Annotated in this window: 11 protein-coding genes; 6 read left to right on the top strand and 5 right to left on the bottom strand. The window is 48.5% G+C overall.

Annotated elements, in window-relative coordinates:
* Positions 1-20 precede the first annotated feature (20 nt).
* The 4 genes from C170_RS11300 to C170_RS11285 all read left to right on the top strand — a co-directional run bounded on the left by C170_RS11300 (position 21) and on the right by C170_RS11285 (position 5,624).
* Positions 21-479, top strand: a complete 459-nt coding sequence (locus tag C170_RS11300; RefSeq protein WP_036609512.1) for a MarR family winged helix-turn-helix transcriptional regulator — start codon at positions 21-23, stop codon at positions 477-479.
* On the top strand, positions 476-3,643 hold the full coding sequence (locus C170_RS11295; RefSeq protein ID WP_036609510.1) for an MMPL/RND family transporter: 3,168 nt from the start codon (positions 476-478) through the stop codon (positions 3,641-3,643). Before C170_RS11300 ends, C170_RS11295 begins: the two co-directional genes overlap by 4 nt.
* 200 nt (positions 3,644-3,843) lie before the next feature.
* Positions 3,844-4,470: a GDSL-type esterase/lipase family protein gene (locus C170_RS11290; protein WP_017689264.1), complete on the top strand. Its 627-nt coding sequence runs from the start codon at positions 3,844-3,846 to the stop codon at positions 4,468-4,470.
* 92 nt (positions 4,471-4,562) lie between these two features.
* A complete protein-coding gene (locus C170_RS11285; protein WP_051447126.1) occupies positions 4,563-5,624 on the top strand; it encodes a phosphotransferase in 1,062 nt (353 codons plus the stop codon).
* 113 nt (positions 5,625-5,737) lie between these two features.
* On the opposite strand, the gene C170_RS11280 is transcribed toward C170_RS11285, so the two are convergent.
* From C170_RS11280 to C170_RS11270, 3 genes are all read right to left on the bottom strand, one after another.
* Complete coding sequence (locus tag C170_RS11280) at positions 5,738-6,415, bottom strand: tetratricopeptide repeat protein (RefSeq protein WP_026081149.1); 678 nt, start codon at positions 6,413-6,415, stop codon at positions 5,738-5,740.
* A 14-nt stretch (positions 6,416-6,429) separates the two neighbouring features.
* Positions 6,430-8,418: an elongation factor G gene (locus C170_RS11275; protein WP_036609508.1), complete on the bottom strand. Its 1,989-nt coding sequence runs from the start codon at positions 8,416-8,418 to the stop codon at positions 6,430-6,432.
* Between the two features lie 142 nt (positions 8,419-8,560).
* Positions 8,561-9,436 (bottom strand): AraC family transcriptional regulator, encoded by an 876-nt coding sequence (locus C170_RS11270; RefSeq protein ID WP_036609506.1) that lies wholly within the window; start codon positions 9,434-9,436, stop codon positions 8,561-8,563.
* A 192-nt stretch (positions 9,437-9,628) separates the two neighbouring features.
* On the opposite strand from C170_RS11270, the gene C170_RS11265 reads away from it, so the two are divergent.
* Both C170_RS11265 and C170_RS11260 read left to right on the top strand, forming a co-directional pair.
* The gene (locus tag C170_RS11265; RefSeq protein ID WP_036609504.1) at positions 9,629-11,146 is read left to right on the top strand and encodes a tagaturonate reductase; all 1,518 of its coding nucleotides are present in this window, start codon (positions 9,629-9,631) and stop codon (positions 11,144-11,146) included.
* Complete coding sequence (locus C170_RS11260; protein WP_200868498.1) at positions 11,143-12,657, top strand: UxaA family hydrolase; 1,515 nt, start codon at positions 11,143-11,145, stop codon at positions 12,655-12,657. Before C170_RS11265 ends, C170_RS11260 begins: the two co-directional genes overlap by 4 nt.
* 101 nt (positions 12,658-12,758) lie before the next feature.
* Here C170_RS11260 and C170_RS11255 read toward each other — a convergent pair whose 3' ends face one another.
* Positions 12,759-13,445, bottom strand: coding sequence for an AlkZ-related protein (locus tag C170_RS11255; RefSeq protein ID WP_036609502.1), 687 nt, complete (start codon positions 13,443-13,445; stop codon positions 12,759-12,761).
* 34 nt (positions 13,446-13,479) lie between these two features.
* Complete coding sequence (locus C170_RS11250; RefSeq protein WP_036609500.1) at positions 13,480-14,436, bottom strand: helix-turn-helix transcriptional regulator; 957 nt, start codon at positions 14,434-14,436, stop codon at positions 13,480-13,482.
* Between the last annotated feature and the right edge of the window lie 404 nt (positions 14,437-14,840).

Genomic DNA, 14,840 nt, shown 5'->3' with positions numbered 1-14,840 from the left:
TTGGGAAAGGAGAATGAAGAATGAGTACACCGGATGCAAAAAGTTTGGTGAACCGCTATTTGGATGCTTCCTTTATGGTCAATAAGCGGTTTGATACGCGGATACGCGAACAAGTGGGGCAGACCATAACGACCGATCAGTTCTGCGCACTTCGTCTGATTGAAGAGAAACCTTTCTGCACGCCCTCTGATCTTGCAGAGCTTCTGTGTATAGGTAAGAGCAGCATTACCGCTTTGGTCAACAAGCTGGTGGATCGCGATCTGGTCCATCGGGCCGGGGATGAACGTGACCGCCGCGTTGTATATCTGACACTGACGGATACCGGACGACAGGTATACAGGGAAACAGAACAGGAAATACAGCAGATTCTGGAGCCGTATCTGGTTCATTTTAAACCGGAAGAAGTCCGAATTTTCATTGAATCTTTTGAGAAGCTTGCAGCTTTGCTATCGCATGAAGGAGGACGGGAGAACGAATGAGAACGATACTAAAAGCAAGATGGTGGTTAATGGGGCTATGGGTTGTTGTAGCTGCCGTGTTGATGTTTACCGCCCCTAACATGAGTGAACTGATTCGGGAAAAGGGACAGTTTTCGGTTCCGGAAGGGTACTCTTCCACCCAGGCAGCAGCGATTCTGAATGAAGCTGCAGCACAAAAAGGAGAACAACAGGGGAGCCAGATCGCCCTTGTATTCTATAATCCCGATGGGCTGGGCACCACGGGGAAACAAGAGGCAGAGAAGGCCGTTAAAAACTTGGAGGCCGACAAGGAGAAGCTCGGTATTCTGTCCATTCTGGAACCTTTCTCTCAGCCTGAACTGTCCGAGAAGATGATCTCAGCTGACGGAAAAACGATTCTAACATCGCTATCCATTGATCAGGGAGATCGTACGGTCAAGGAAATGCGGGAAGACCTGAATGAAGCATTGAAGTCCGTCAATGTGGAGCACTACATAACCGGTAAAGGTCTGATTGATGAGGACACCATTGAAAGTTCCCAAGAGGGGCTTAAGAAATCGGAATATATTACAGTTGTCTTTATTTTACTCATTCTGTTCCTGGTCTTCCGTTCGTTTGTAGCTCCTTTTGTCCCGCTACTGACGGTGGGGATCAGTTACATTGTATCGCAACAGATTGTTGCATTTCTGGTGGATGGGATGGACTTCCCGATATCCACATTTACACAGATCTTTATGGTCGCCGTCATGTTTGGGATTGGTACGGATTACTGTATCCTGCTGATCAGTCGGTTCAAGGAAGAACTGGCTCATCATGAGAATACGTGGGATGCCATCATTGCGACCTATCGTACTGCCGGTAAAACGGTACTCTTCTCAGCACTAGCTGTGCTGGTTGGATTCATTGCGATCGGCTTTGCCCAGTTTATGTTGTACCGTTCTGCGGTTGCCGTAGCTGTAGGTATTGCTGTGATGATGCTTGCCTTGGTGACCATCGTGCCATTCTTCATGGCGGTGCTGGGCAAGAAGTTATTCTGGCCGTCGAAGGGTTCACTTGAACATGCGGAGAGCAAAATCTATGGTGCAGCTGGTCGCTTTTCACTTAAACGTCCATGGGCTGCGCTGCTCATCGTTGCAGCTGTCTGTGTGCCTCTTCTGGCAACCTACGATGGCAAACTGTCGTTCAATAGTCTCGATGAGATTGGTGAAAAATATGATTCCGTAAAAGCGTTTAACATTATCTCTGACAGCTTTGGTCCGGGTGAATCGCTGCCGGGTCAGATCGTTATCCAGAACGATGAAGCGATGGATAATGCAAAGTATATGGCCGTTGCCGAGAAAATTAGCCGGGAAGTAGAGAAAGTAGCCGGAGTCTCTGGTGTCCGTAGTATGACACGACCTACGGGTGATGAGATTAAAGATTTTGAAGTTACACAGCAAGTGGGAACATTATCGGATGGACTGGGTGAAGGCAAGACGGGTCTGGACAAAATCCGTGATGGCCTGAGTGAAGCCAGCAGTCAGCTAAGTAAAAATGAACCACAGTTAAAAGAAGCTGCTGATGGAGCAGGTGAACTTACCAAAGGAACCTCCCAGTTGCAATCGGGTATCACGCAACTCAGTCAGGGACTTGGGCAGATTGAAAAAGGCATTCGAGATGGTTCCGCAGGTGCGGGTGATCTGAAAGCCGGACTTCAGCAAGCCAAAACGAGTGCAGATCAACTTGCACAGGCGAACAATCAGTTGCTTGAAGCCTATCGTCAGGCGGGAGCAGGGGTCGCTGCGCTGGGGGATGGAACCCGCGAACTGGAACAACAGCTGAACGGGGTTTCAACAGCTCTAACCAGTCTGTCCGAATCCTTCACAGCACTTGAAGAGCGTTATCCTGAATTGCAGCAAGATTCTGATTACCAGCGTATCAAAGGTACGATTGGTGAAACAGGTTCTGGCACAGCGCAGCTTGCTCAAGGTTTGGGTCAGATTAAGACCAAACTTGGGGAAGCCGCTGCTGGAATTAATCAGGCCAATGAAGGGTTTGCCTCCGCAGCAGCCGGACAAAAGGCGCTTGCCGATGGCCTGGGCCAGATTGTAACGGGAATCGGTCAGTTGCAATCCGGTCTCAAACAGGCTGCGGATGGTCAAGGCAAAGTGATTAGTGAAATTCCTTCCATTCAGGATGGACTTGGCCAGCTTCAGGGTGGTCAGGAGAAAATTCAGCAAGGCTTCTCGGATCTGAGTGGTCAGCTGACACAACTGACAGATGGACTGAACCAGAGTGTCGATGGTATTAAACAGGTATCCGGGGGACTGGATTCAGCGCAGGACTACCTGACGCAATTGCAAAATTCACCAGATTCCGATCTGGCAGGCTGGTACGTTCCTGAAGAAGCACTGAACAGCAAAGACTTCACACAGGTATTTGATACGTATTTGTCCGAAGATCGGAAAACGATGACAATTGATGTTATTTTCGCCGAAAATCCATACGGAACAGAAGCCATTGATCGTGTTCCTGACATTGAGGCGGCAGTACTTCGCGCGGTACAAGGCAGTACACTTGAAAAAGCAGATATCGCCATAGGTGGCGTTACCAGCACGTTTGCAGATTTGCAGGAGATCTCGAATAACGACTATACACGTACTGTAATGCTGATGCTGGCAGGCACATTTATTATTCTGGTCGTACTGCTTCGCTCGGTCATTATGCCATTGTATCTGATTGTTTCCTTATTACTGGCTTATTTCACATCGATGGCGTTAACTGAAGTGATCTTTGTTAATATCCTCGGATTCGCAGGCATTAGCTGGGTTACTCCGTTCTTCGGATTTGTTATGCTGATTGCACTTGGTGTGGATTATAGCATCTTCCTGATGGACCGTTTCAATGAGAACAAAGGCATGAAAGTACAGGATGCGATGTTGTACGCGATGAAGAACATGGGCACCGTTATTCTATCTGCCGCAGTCATTCTGAGCGGTACATTTGCTGCGATGTATCCATCCGGTGTTCTCTCGATGATGCAGATTGCCACAGTAGTCCTTAGCGGACTGATCTTGTACTCTCTGCTGTTCCTGCCATTCTTCGTCCCAGTGATGGTGAAGATGTTTGGCCGGGCCAACTGGTGGCCGTTCCCGAACAAGGAACAATCAGATTCCGTTGATTCGGATCGGACCATAGGCATGTAATACATTGCAATGAATCAGGCTCTGCCGCGTTATGCGGCAGGGCTTTTTTCTTTTTTTACCTCCACAGAAGGATCACGGTCTTGTGCAAAAGAAAGGTGCATGCCTAAGGACACCATCCCGCGCCTTGTCTTGCCACTCATCATAAGATATAGAGCAATTCATTATTGTTCAGAGAAATCACAGCAGAGAGGGGCGACGGGATGGTATATCGATATGTGGCTATAGGAGATTCATTAACGGTAGGTACAGGAGCGTTGCTGGGCACCGGCTTTGTTCCTTTATATCGGCGAATGGCAGAAATGAATGTTCGTACGTTTGTATCCATGGAAAATATGGGCGTCAATGGACTGACGTCGGGGGAAATGTTGCAGATGATCTCTTCGCATCCCCGAGTGCGGCAATCGCTCCGTGAAGCGGATATCATTACCATATCCATTGGCGGGAATGATCTGATTCGTACGTTTAAAGCAAGTAATGGCATTCCAAATGCCAGCAAAATGACACAGGTGCTTGGAGAAACCCGCAGTAATGTATCCCAGATCATGCGGCACATTCGGCAGTTAAAGGGCAACCATGAGTATATGGTCCGATCCATCGGATTGTACAACCCGTATCCACAAGCGACGGAAGCTGCGTACTGGGTGCGCCAATATAATTCGTTTCTGAATGGAGCCGGATCAGGCAACTATGCGTGTGCTCAGGTGTATGACAGGTTTGAAGGTCGTGAACGTGAACTGTTGTTCTGGGACAGAGTGCATCCCAATGCAAGAGGGTATCGTGTCATTGCGGAGCAGCTTAATCGGACGGGATATTATCCGTTCTCTTGATCACTTTGGAACAGAACTAGACCAAGCGATGGACTTCCTTTAAGATAAATAGAAGTCAGTTCCATTTTGTGAGATAAAGGGGTTAATTTTTGGTGCAAAACATCGATTCCGGTTCCCTCCATCCTTCAGAGCAGCAACGTATATCCGAAGTGTTGGCCTTATATGGTTTCACATCGGATTGGAAAGGCGAGCGTGGAAAGGGTGGGATGAATAATTCTACTTACATGCTCCATGTAGACGGGACTAATTACGTCATGAGACAATATGAAACACATAATGATCCGATGAAAATCACCTTTGAACACGAGGTGCTGGAAGCCCTACAACGTTCGAACTTTAAGCTTGATACACCTTCACCTGTAAGGCGGTTATCTGGTGAGAGAGGTACGTTCCTTCCAGTAAAAGATACCCTGACAGGTCATACCAAAATCGTGACTCTGTTTCATTATAAGGAAGGCGTCAATCCCATCTGGCATACACCAGATCAATTGATAGGGCTCGGTAAAGCGGCGGGGGCCCTGTCTTCTGTTATGGCTACCCGGGATATACCACTTGAACCTGTGTATCCACCATATTATCGAATTCAGGATGCGTATCCGCTCTGTTCACCAGAACGATTATTACAGTTATGCACATCCCCGCCAGAGCAATTGGCCTCATGTGCAAATGAGTTGAAGCAACTGAGAGAGGCGCTGCCAGATCTGTTTGAAGCCCTGCGGGGTATGGAACATCTGCCGCATCAATTGGTTCATGGGGACGTGAATGCCTCGAATGTATTGGTAGATCAGCAGGATGGTGAAATCTGTGCCATTTTGGATTTTGAATTTGCGACATGGGATTTGCGGGTAATGGAGCTGGCTGTTCCGATGTCTGACCTCCTTACCATGGACAAGAGTGAAGATTGGATGTGGCAGGCACAGGAGGGACTGATCAGGGGATTTCGGGAACAGGTCAGCCTGAAACCGGAAGAATTGCTGGCTATACCTCGATTGATTTTGCTGCGTAGTCTGGATGTGGTCATGCATTTCATCAGTCGGATGTTCGAGGGTACAGATGACCCGGAAGTGGCTGTGGAGCAGATTGTGAAACTCAAACAGCGGATTGACTGGATGCATCTCCATGAAGAACGACTGCGTGAGATATTGGTGTATTAATATCGTTATTAAGAATAAAGTGCACTGGTTCTGCTCATACGAGGGCAGAGATCAGTGCACTTTTATTGGTTAGAAAAGTGATATATGAAGATTACAGCGTATAGCGAATGACATTACAATCCACGTTTGCGGAACCAACTGCGGACAGCCCAGCGGCGCTCCTGGCGTTTTTTGTATTTGGGCAACGAACGATACACGTTCAAGGATTGCTCGTAAGCCTGTTTTGCATCAGCATTGCGCCCAAGGGAACGGTGAACCGAACCGAGCAGATAATAAGCTTCACTGGAAGAGGAATGAATCTCCTGAAACTGATGCACATAATCCAGCGCTTTGTCCTCATGCGTATCTTTGAAGGCTCCAGCAAGGGTTAGGTACGGGCGTCCGTACTTGACTCTGGGGTTGATCTCGAGGGCTTGCAAAATATGACGTTCGCCTTTTTCGATGTTGCCCAAATGAAGCTCAGTTGTCCCTAATGCCTCCCAGTACTCAGCTGATTGTTCGTATGGGCGCTCCAGTTCAAGCAATAAGGCATGTGCCTCGCTGTAACGCTTGCGCTCAATTAACAGGCGAGCCAGTTCCAGCTTGGAAGAAACTTCATTGGGACTCATCGCAAGCTGTTGCCGAAGCCGTGAGATGTTACGCATACGTTTGAGAGGTTTCGTGAAGCTTGGGAACACCCCAACGTAACGACGATCCAGGAAATACAGTATAACGAGTAAAATGAGGATGGCAATGAACGGATTACCTACAATCCGCCATAGAAGGCCAAAGATAAGAAATTTAATAAGCACAGGTTCAACTCCATTTATGATGTAATCGCGTTTCGTACACTTAAAATATATTTCGACTGATCCAGCGGGTTAACTCCTCTGCGTTTGCAAGTATGATTCACATCCGCAGGACAATCTTGGTATCCGGCAAACGAAGTCGTAAGCACTCCGCGGCCGCTTGTCTCGGAACGCAGTTTCACCGGATAATCCATTGAGGTGGCAAGAGGCATAACTCCTTCAATAATACAACGTCCGCTACCAATGACGGGGGCTTCGAAGGTTGCCCGCATATGTACCAGATCACTAAGGGCCTTACCGCCGTATTCCTCCGGGACCGTCAGCCGGAACTGAAGAAGGGGTTCCAGCAACGTGGTACCTGTTCTCGCCAATCCATCCATGATTCCCATAGGCGTGGCTACAACAAAATCCAGCGGATGTGTATGCCAGACATGATGTTCCCCTTCCACCAGCGTGATGCGCAGATCGGTTACTTCCCAACCGAGCATACCTTGAGACAAGGCTTCCGGAATTCGTCGTTCAACTTCATTCTGATAACGTAACAGCAGATCTTCTGTCCTTACGGTTGAGGCATAGATCAGACCGCTTCCGCGAGGCAAAGGTTCAATCTTGAAGCGAAGGATGGCCCAGCAGGGCTTAGGCATCGTATAAGCGATGTAACCTTCTCCGGCTGTACGTGGTGTCTCCTTATAGATGACGGATGGCGGATCAAACACGACATCCAATCCAAAACGACTCAGCAACAGGCTGGATAAAATCTCAAGCTGAATGGTTCCCATGACCTTGAGATGCAGTTCTCGTTCCTCCGGCAACCATTGCAGGTCGAGTAAGGGGTCTTCATCCGTCAATTCTTGCAATGCTGCGACAAGATCGGGGTAACGTGCCGGGTCCTTGCCATGTACTTGTACGGTCAGCAAAGGCACAGCCATCTGTGGCAGAGGAGGTACACCTTCAGGATTGCCGATAATGTCACCCACATGTGTGTCACTCAGTCCATACAGCGCAGCAATCTGCCCCGCGTGAACGGCACCGGTATCCGCCCATTTCCGTCCATCCATACGGCGAATCTGCGTCACTTTCTCTTCAAGCTCCCGCGTCGAATTATGGATGGTATCCCGATTGTGTAAGCTGCCACCATACATACGGACGTATGCCGTGCGGCCCATCGTACGGTCACGTTCAATTTTGAACACAACACCGGATACGGGAGAGTCCACTGGTTGTGCAGGTGGAGGCAGAAATGCAAGGACCGTGTCCAGCAATCCCGTGACGCCAATTCCTTTGCCGGAAGCCCCATAACACACAGGGAACATCTCACCCTGATGCACATACCGCAGGAATGCTTCATTCAGATCCCTTTGTGATAACGGAGTCTCCTGGATGTAGGCTTCCATGACCTTTTCGTCCAGCTCGGCAAGTATCTCGACCAGACCTGGAATGGAAGGTGTGCCATCTGACAGAGAATCTTGATTCGGGTTCCATAGCGAGTCGATGCCATGAAATGAATCTTCGTGGAACTGATACGTTTGGATTTCGCATGCGAAAGGGGACAGGGTGGAACGAATCTGCTCCATTACCGCTGGGGCAGACGCACCAATCCGATCCATTTTATTAATATAAATGATGGTTGGGATGCGAAGTGAACGAAGGGCATGCCAGATGGCTTCACTCTGGGACTGAATGCCTTCTACTGCCGACAGAATGAGAATAGCTCCATCCATTACCCGTAGCGTTCGCTCTACTTCGGAGCTAAAATCAATGTGACCAGGCGTATCAATGAGGTCAATGATGGTGTTCTTCCAGATCAGAGAGGTCATGGCTGCCTGAACGGATATGCCACGTTCTTTCTCAATGTCCAGGGAGTCTGTGGCTGTTGTTCCGTCATCTACACGTCCCGGACTGCGGACGACACCACTCTCAAATAACATATGCTCGGTGGTGGTTGTTTTCCCCGCATCCACATGGGCGAAGATACCAATATTCCTGCGATTCAATTCGTTTAACATGGAATGCTAAGCTCCTCTGACAACGGAATGCAATGTTTCCGACAAGTAATAATCCAGATTATCATACCACATCTTCCATATGGAAGAATATGTGGATATATATGATTAGGCCCAGGCACCTATGTTCCAGTCTGGTTCTATTTTAACGAGAACTGTTCATGGTTCTGCGGTATGCTGCGGGTGTTGTGCCGGTTAATTTTTTGAATTGACGGTAAAAGTGGGGCAGGCTGTCGAACCCGCAAGCATCGGCAACGGCTGCCATCGTCTCATCACCTTGCACCAGATGCTCTTTCGCCATAATGACCCTTCGTGCTAATGCGTAATCCGTTAGAGTCATTCCCGTGTATCGTTTGAAGGCACGACTGAAATGGGCAGGGGATACAGAGGCGTACTGCGCCAGTTCAGGGAGGGAAAGGCCATTCCGAAGGTTCTCGTCAATATGAGAGATCGTAGAAGAGAGCCATGAGGGACCCGGAGCGGATTTACCCGGATTCGCAGGTCCAGCAGCTTCCAGACGTTCCAGAAAAATGAGCAACAGTTGCAGCCTTAACAGGGCCGCATGTGCGCTTAGATGATGACCGAGCTGGAATTCGGTCTGAATATCATCAATGAGGGCGGCCACCTGTAATTGCTCCTCTGTGTTCAAATGCCTCTTATACACACGTTGTTTACGACAACGTTCAAACAGGCTTAGCAAGGAAGAAGCAGCGCCTCCGGCGGTCGATGCCAGTAAGCCCGGGCTGAAGAACAATGCGGAAGATGTGACAGGATTGCCTGCATCCGGCAAAGCTCGATGAACCGTGCTGCCCGGTATAATGAACAGATCTCCTTCCTGCATATTCTCAAGTCCCGTATCAATAAAGATGCTTCCCTGACCCCGATATACATAGATAATTTCATGCCAGTCGTGAAGGTGATCTGGCAATTCGTTCTGAGGGGATTTGGTATCGCTGTACACCAGGCGGAAGGGAATACCGGATTCTGCTTGAATAGTCGTACGAACAGGTGAACGTTCCATAAAGACTCCTTTCCAGACGATCGTCTTCAACGAGATGTTATACCTGGTCATGAGAGAGTATATTTACCGCAATATAAGCAATTTAATTTCCTTTTATTGATGATACAATGAATTTAAAGCGTTTACAATAAAAGGGTGCAGAGCCTTCGAGCTGCATTCCGACAGTACAAATAATCGATGAGGTGAGTGTCCATGTCGGCAAGCACGAAACGGCCAAGGTTGAAGCTGAATTTACTGGGGAGCGATGGTCAGCGCAAGTGCAAGGAGATTATGGAGCGTCCCGTGAAGGTTTTGCAGATTGGAGAAGGTAATTTCTTGCGGGGATTTGCAGACTGGATGCTTCATGAGAGTGCCAGACAAGGCAAATTCCATGGAAGTGTAGCTGTTACCCAACCACGACCGGGAGGCAAAGCCAAGCTGGAGCAGATTCGTGATCAGGATGGATTATATACGATGATTACGCGTGGGCTGTCTCAAGGAAAGCCGGTTGAGCGGACAGAGTTGATCTCCATTTTCTCACAGTGTATCAATCCGTATGAGGAATGGGATGCCTTTCTGAACTTGGCGGAACTGCCTTCACTTGAGTTCGTTATTTCCAATACAACCGAATCAGGATTGAAATATACGTATGCGGACTATATCGAGGGTGAACCCGTCCAATCATTTCCGGGGAAATTAACAGTTTTCCTGCATCAGCGATATTTGAAATTTGATGGTGATCCATCCAGAGGTTTGATTCATCTGCCATGCGAGCTGCTTGAAGGCAATGGTGACGTGCTTCGCAGTTGTGTTCTCCGTCATAGTGAGGATTATGGGTATTCGGAAGGCTTCCGCTCATGGATCGAGAACCATAATCACTTCTTGAACAATCTGGTAGATCGAATCGTAACAGGTGCGCCGACCCAGGAGGAAGCCGATTCCCTGACGAATCGCTGGGGGTATGAGGACCAGTTGATTAATACGGCAGAGCCATATCATTTCTGGGCCATTCAGGGTGATGAATCATTGGACAAAAAACTTCCTCTCAAGCAGGCAGGTCTCAATGTACATTGGGTGAAAGATCTGAAGCCTTTTCAGGTACGCAAAGTTCGTATTTTGAATGGGTCACATACCTTAATGTCATCCCTCGGCATTCTGCAAGGTAAGCAGCATGTGAGAGAAACGATGGAAGATCCGTATTTTGGCTCATGGATCAGGGAAGCTGTGCATCAGGAGATCGTGCCTGCTCTGGATATGCCCGATCATCAGCTGGACCAGTATGCAGAAGAAGTGTTCGAACGGTTCCTTAACCCATATATTGATCACAAATTGCAAGATATTGCTTTGAATACGATCGGAAAATTCAAGGTGCGTGTGCTGCCAACACTATTGTCTTACGAGCAAAATCAGGGAAGTTGGCCAGAACGTTTAATTCAAGGGTTTGCTGGATTATTGTGTCTCTATCGTCCGGTAAATACGCCAGAAGGTTACAAGGCACAACGACTGAATGGAGAGGACATTCTGCTGCGGGATGACCCGGATGTCCTGGCTACTTTGGCTGCACACTGGGACGGTTATGACACGCTTAACAGGGATCAGAACCAACTGGATAACCGGGTAGCGGCTGTGTTGTCAGATACCCTGATCTGGGGCGAAAATCTGGATGCAAGAGAAGGGCTGCGTGCAGCACTTGTTCGTGAAATCGGATTGTTGGAAGGTGAAGGGAAATGAACACAACAAGTACAATCAATGACTGGATTGCCATTCAACCACAGGATGATGTCATTATAGCGCTTCGGGATTATGCGAAAGGAGAATGCATTACCCTGCCAGACGGTGTTTCTTTTACCTTGCTGGATGACGTGCCCAAAGGGCATAAGATTGCTGTGCATACCCTGGCACCGGGTGATGATGTGATGAAGTATGGTTTCTCCATCGGGATTGCCCAAGAGCAGATTGAGCAGGGAAGCTGGATTCATAGTCACAACCTGAAGACGGGTCTGCACGGATTGCTTGAATATGAGTATCAGCCGGGCGCGCAGGTTCAGACGGACATGCCTCCGGAACATCTGCGCTCATTTGATGGATATTTGCGCCCCAATGGTGACGCAGGTATTCGTAATGAGATCTGGATTGTGAATACGGTTGGATGTATCAATAAAGTTTGTGAAGCTTTGGCACGTATGGGGCAGTCCCAGTTTGGAAGCCGGGTAGATGGTGTATTTCACTTTCCGCATCCATTCGGGTGTTCACAGCTTGGTGATGATCTGAAGTATACACAACAGTTGCTGGCCTCCTTGGTGGAGCATCCGAATGCAGGAGGCGTGCTCGTCATCGGTCTGGGCTGTGAGAACAATCAGGTCGATGAATTCCGTGAGTGTATTACTCCGGAATACCGCGGCAAAGTACGGTTTCTCAAAGCACAGGAAACGGATGACGAGCTTGAGGAAGGGCTTCGGCTGATGGAAGAACTTGTGGAGATCGCTGAACATGAACAACGGCAGCCGCTTCCGCTCAGTAAACTCAAAATTGGGTTGAAGTGTGGCGGTTCCGATGGTTTATCCGGCATTACAGCCAATCCACTGGTCGGTGCAGTTGCTGATATGCTGGTTGCTGCCGGGGGTACGGCTATTCTGACGGAAGTTCCGGAGATGTTTGGTGCGGAGACGATCTTAATGAACCGGGCTGCCAATGAGCAGGTGTTTCACGATTTGGTGGACCTCGTGAACGGCTTCAAGCAATATTTTGTGAACCATGGCCAGAACATCTATGAGAATCCTTCACCTGGGAATAAGGCTGGTGGCATCACAACGCTAGAGGAAAAGTCACTTGGATGTACGCAAAAGGGAGGACGTTCTTCCGTAGTCGACGTTCTACGTTATGGCAAACGTGTAACTCAGACCGGTCTGAACATTGTAGAAGCACCGGGTAATGACCTGGTATCTGTAACGGCACTGTCTGCGGCGGGTGCACATATTGTGCTCTTCACAACAGGGCGGGGGACTCCCTTCGGAGGTCCGGTACCTACCGTCAAGATTGCGACCCAATCCGATCTGGCGAATCGCAAAAAACACTGGATTGACTTCAACGCAGGCCAGCTGTTGGAGGGGCAGACGATGGATGAGGTGAAAGTGCAGCTGTTCAGCCAGCTGATTGACATTGCTTCAGGACGGTCACACACACTCAGTGAGCAGCATGGATTCCGGGAGATTGCCATATTCAAGGATGGCGTAATTCTCTAAATCCATTGTCGATGGGGGCTGTTGATCGTCTGGGTTACATTATATGGTGAACCACAGCCAATTCCGGTTGAAATTTTCACTACAACCGGGATTGGCTTTATTTAGATTCCACGGATGCCAAGCGCTTTGGCGATGCTTGATAATGCGGCTGGTGAAGCATGTTGTTGCAGTTGAGTAACCAGCAGTTCACGCGCCTCTGCAACGCTACCTTCAAACGGCTTAATGCCGTGACGTTCCATCCAGTGACCAGCAGTCTCGTATGCGGAGCTGTTCCAGGCGACTTTGCCTTCTGCGAGCCCTTCTTTTTCTTTGGTGCCACTGATCACAATGGCTGCACAGCCCTGAAGGTCCAGAAGTCCACGGTCAAATGTTTTTTTGTCCTCTTTTGCCCCGAAACCGGCTTGTGATCGCAAGGCACGTCCATCGATGCCTTCTTGTTCTGCAACTAACGCATGAAGTTTGAACGCTTCACGGGAGAGTAGACCCGCTTCATACTGTTCCTTGATGGTTCTGGAGTCGGCAAGCAGTCGGTGTACCCAAGGGAAGTATTCAGATGAGACAAGAAGCGCTTTCTTTTTGATAAATTTTCCATATGCAGCAATGCCCTCTTCAGCCAGGCGTGAACGCCATAACCAAGGATCGAATTCATCATCCTTGTGCCAATGTTCTTTGGGGGTTAGCGATGACAGAGAAGGATAATCGGCAAATAGTGGTGCCAGAGGCAGCAGCCCTATAGACTGGATACGCTGTACTGCTTCTTCGTACGTTATAACGGCTTCATATGTCATGATATCAGTAGGCTCCTTTTTGTGTGTAGTCAAGCTACGACTTGGTTGAAGCAAGGTATCTCCGGCTCACTTCCTCGGCATGCTGACGAATCTCACTGCGAAGTTGGAGAGGTTCAATCACTTCGGCTTCACGTCCTAATCGGTAAAAGAATCGTACGGCCCAGTCCCATTCCCCTGGTGGACAAAAGAATGACAATTCCCAGATATCGGGGGCAATTTCAATCATTTTTTCACCAATATGCTCGTCCTGTTCAGCTTCAATCATTCCCCGATAACTCAGTTGTACCTTAACCAGGATTGGCGGCTGTTCTGGAGGGATCGGCATACTCTGCTGTTGCTCTGCCTGTTCATTAAGCATCTGTGCATCCTGTGGTTCGATCGCTTTGACTTCGATAATTCGGTCAACCCGGAACAGACGTTGTTCAACATGTTCGAGGGAATATGCTTCACAGTACCAGAAGCCAGAGGAAGCATATACCCGTGTGGGACAGATATGCAACCAACGCTGACGTGATGCGGAGCGATACAGCACACTAAGCCACCCGTGTTCGGGTATACATGCCAGCAGTGCGTCCAGATGAGGAAGAATGTAATTGCGGTCTGGAATATGATGATGCAGTTGTTTGAGCATGGGATCAATTCGCGACATAATATCATCCGGAATGATAGCCTTAACTTTGTTCATCAGGGTCCAGCGTTTCTCATGAAAGGGTGTGTCGGCGTAGCGACTTAGACCTTCAAGAGCGAATAAGAGCGTCGCTGCTTCTACCGGGTCCAGCTGTAATGGGGGTAATACGTAACCCTCCATAAGACTGAAACCGCCTCCCGGACCGGAAATGGCAATAATGGGCACATTCATCTCGGAGAGGGATTGAATATCCCGAAGAATCGTGCGACGGGAAACCTCAAATTTCTCACCTAATGAGTGTGCCGTTTCGTGACCATGCTGTAATGCCATTACAATGGCAGCAAGCCGATTTGTTCTGTTCATGTCAGCCACTCCGTTTCGATCTGCGCCGCCGGAAAGTGATGTCGTAGTTATATTTCTATTGTAACAACGAATAAGTGACATCATGAGTGTCACCAATTTTTCAACTGTTCATTATTTTATAATGGATCAGCATCAGGATTCACAAGCATGTTCCGGCAGGCTTTGTTAAAATGTGTTTCTCGTCCAATTCGCTTTGCATACTGATATTTCCTTCTATCAAAAAGACCACAGATCATGCCAAAAACCCGTATCCGGTGTAGACGGATACGGGAAGTAGCAGCTTTTGGCTTACAGAAGACGATAAAGGTCTGAAATCTATACCAATATCCTCGCTGAAGACAATAACAAGTATAAAAGGAATGAATATGTGACACTTTGTATCACGGGTATTTCTATCACATTAT

Origin of the sequence: Paenibacillus sp. FSL H7-689, from assembly GCF_000517905.1 — a bacterium.
Taxonomy (GTDB): Bacteria; Bacillota; Bacilli; order Paenibacillales; family Paenibacillaceae; genus Paenibacillus; species Paenibacillus amylolyticus.
This window is presented reverse-complemented; position numbering and strand designations above follow the sequence as displayed.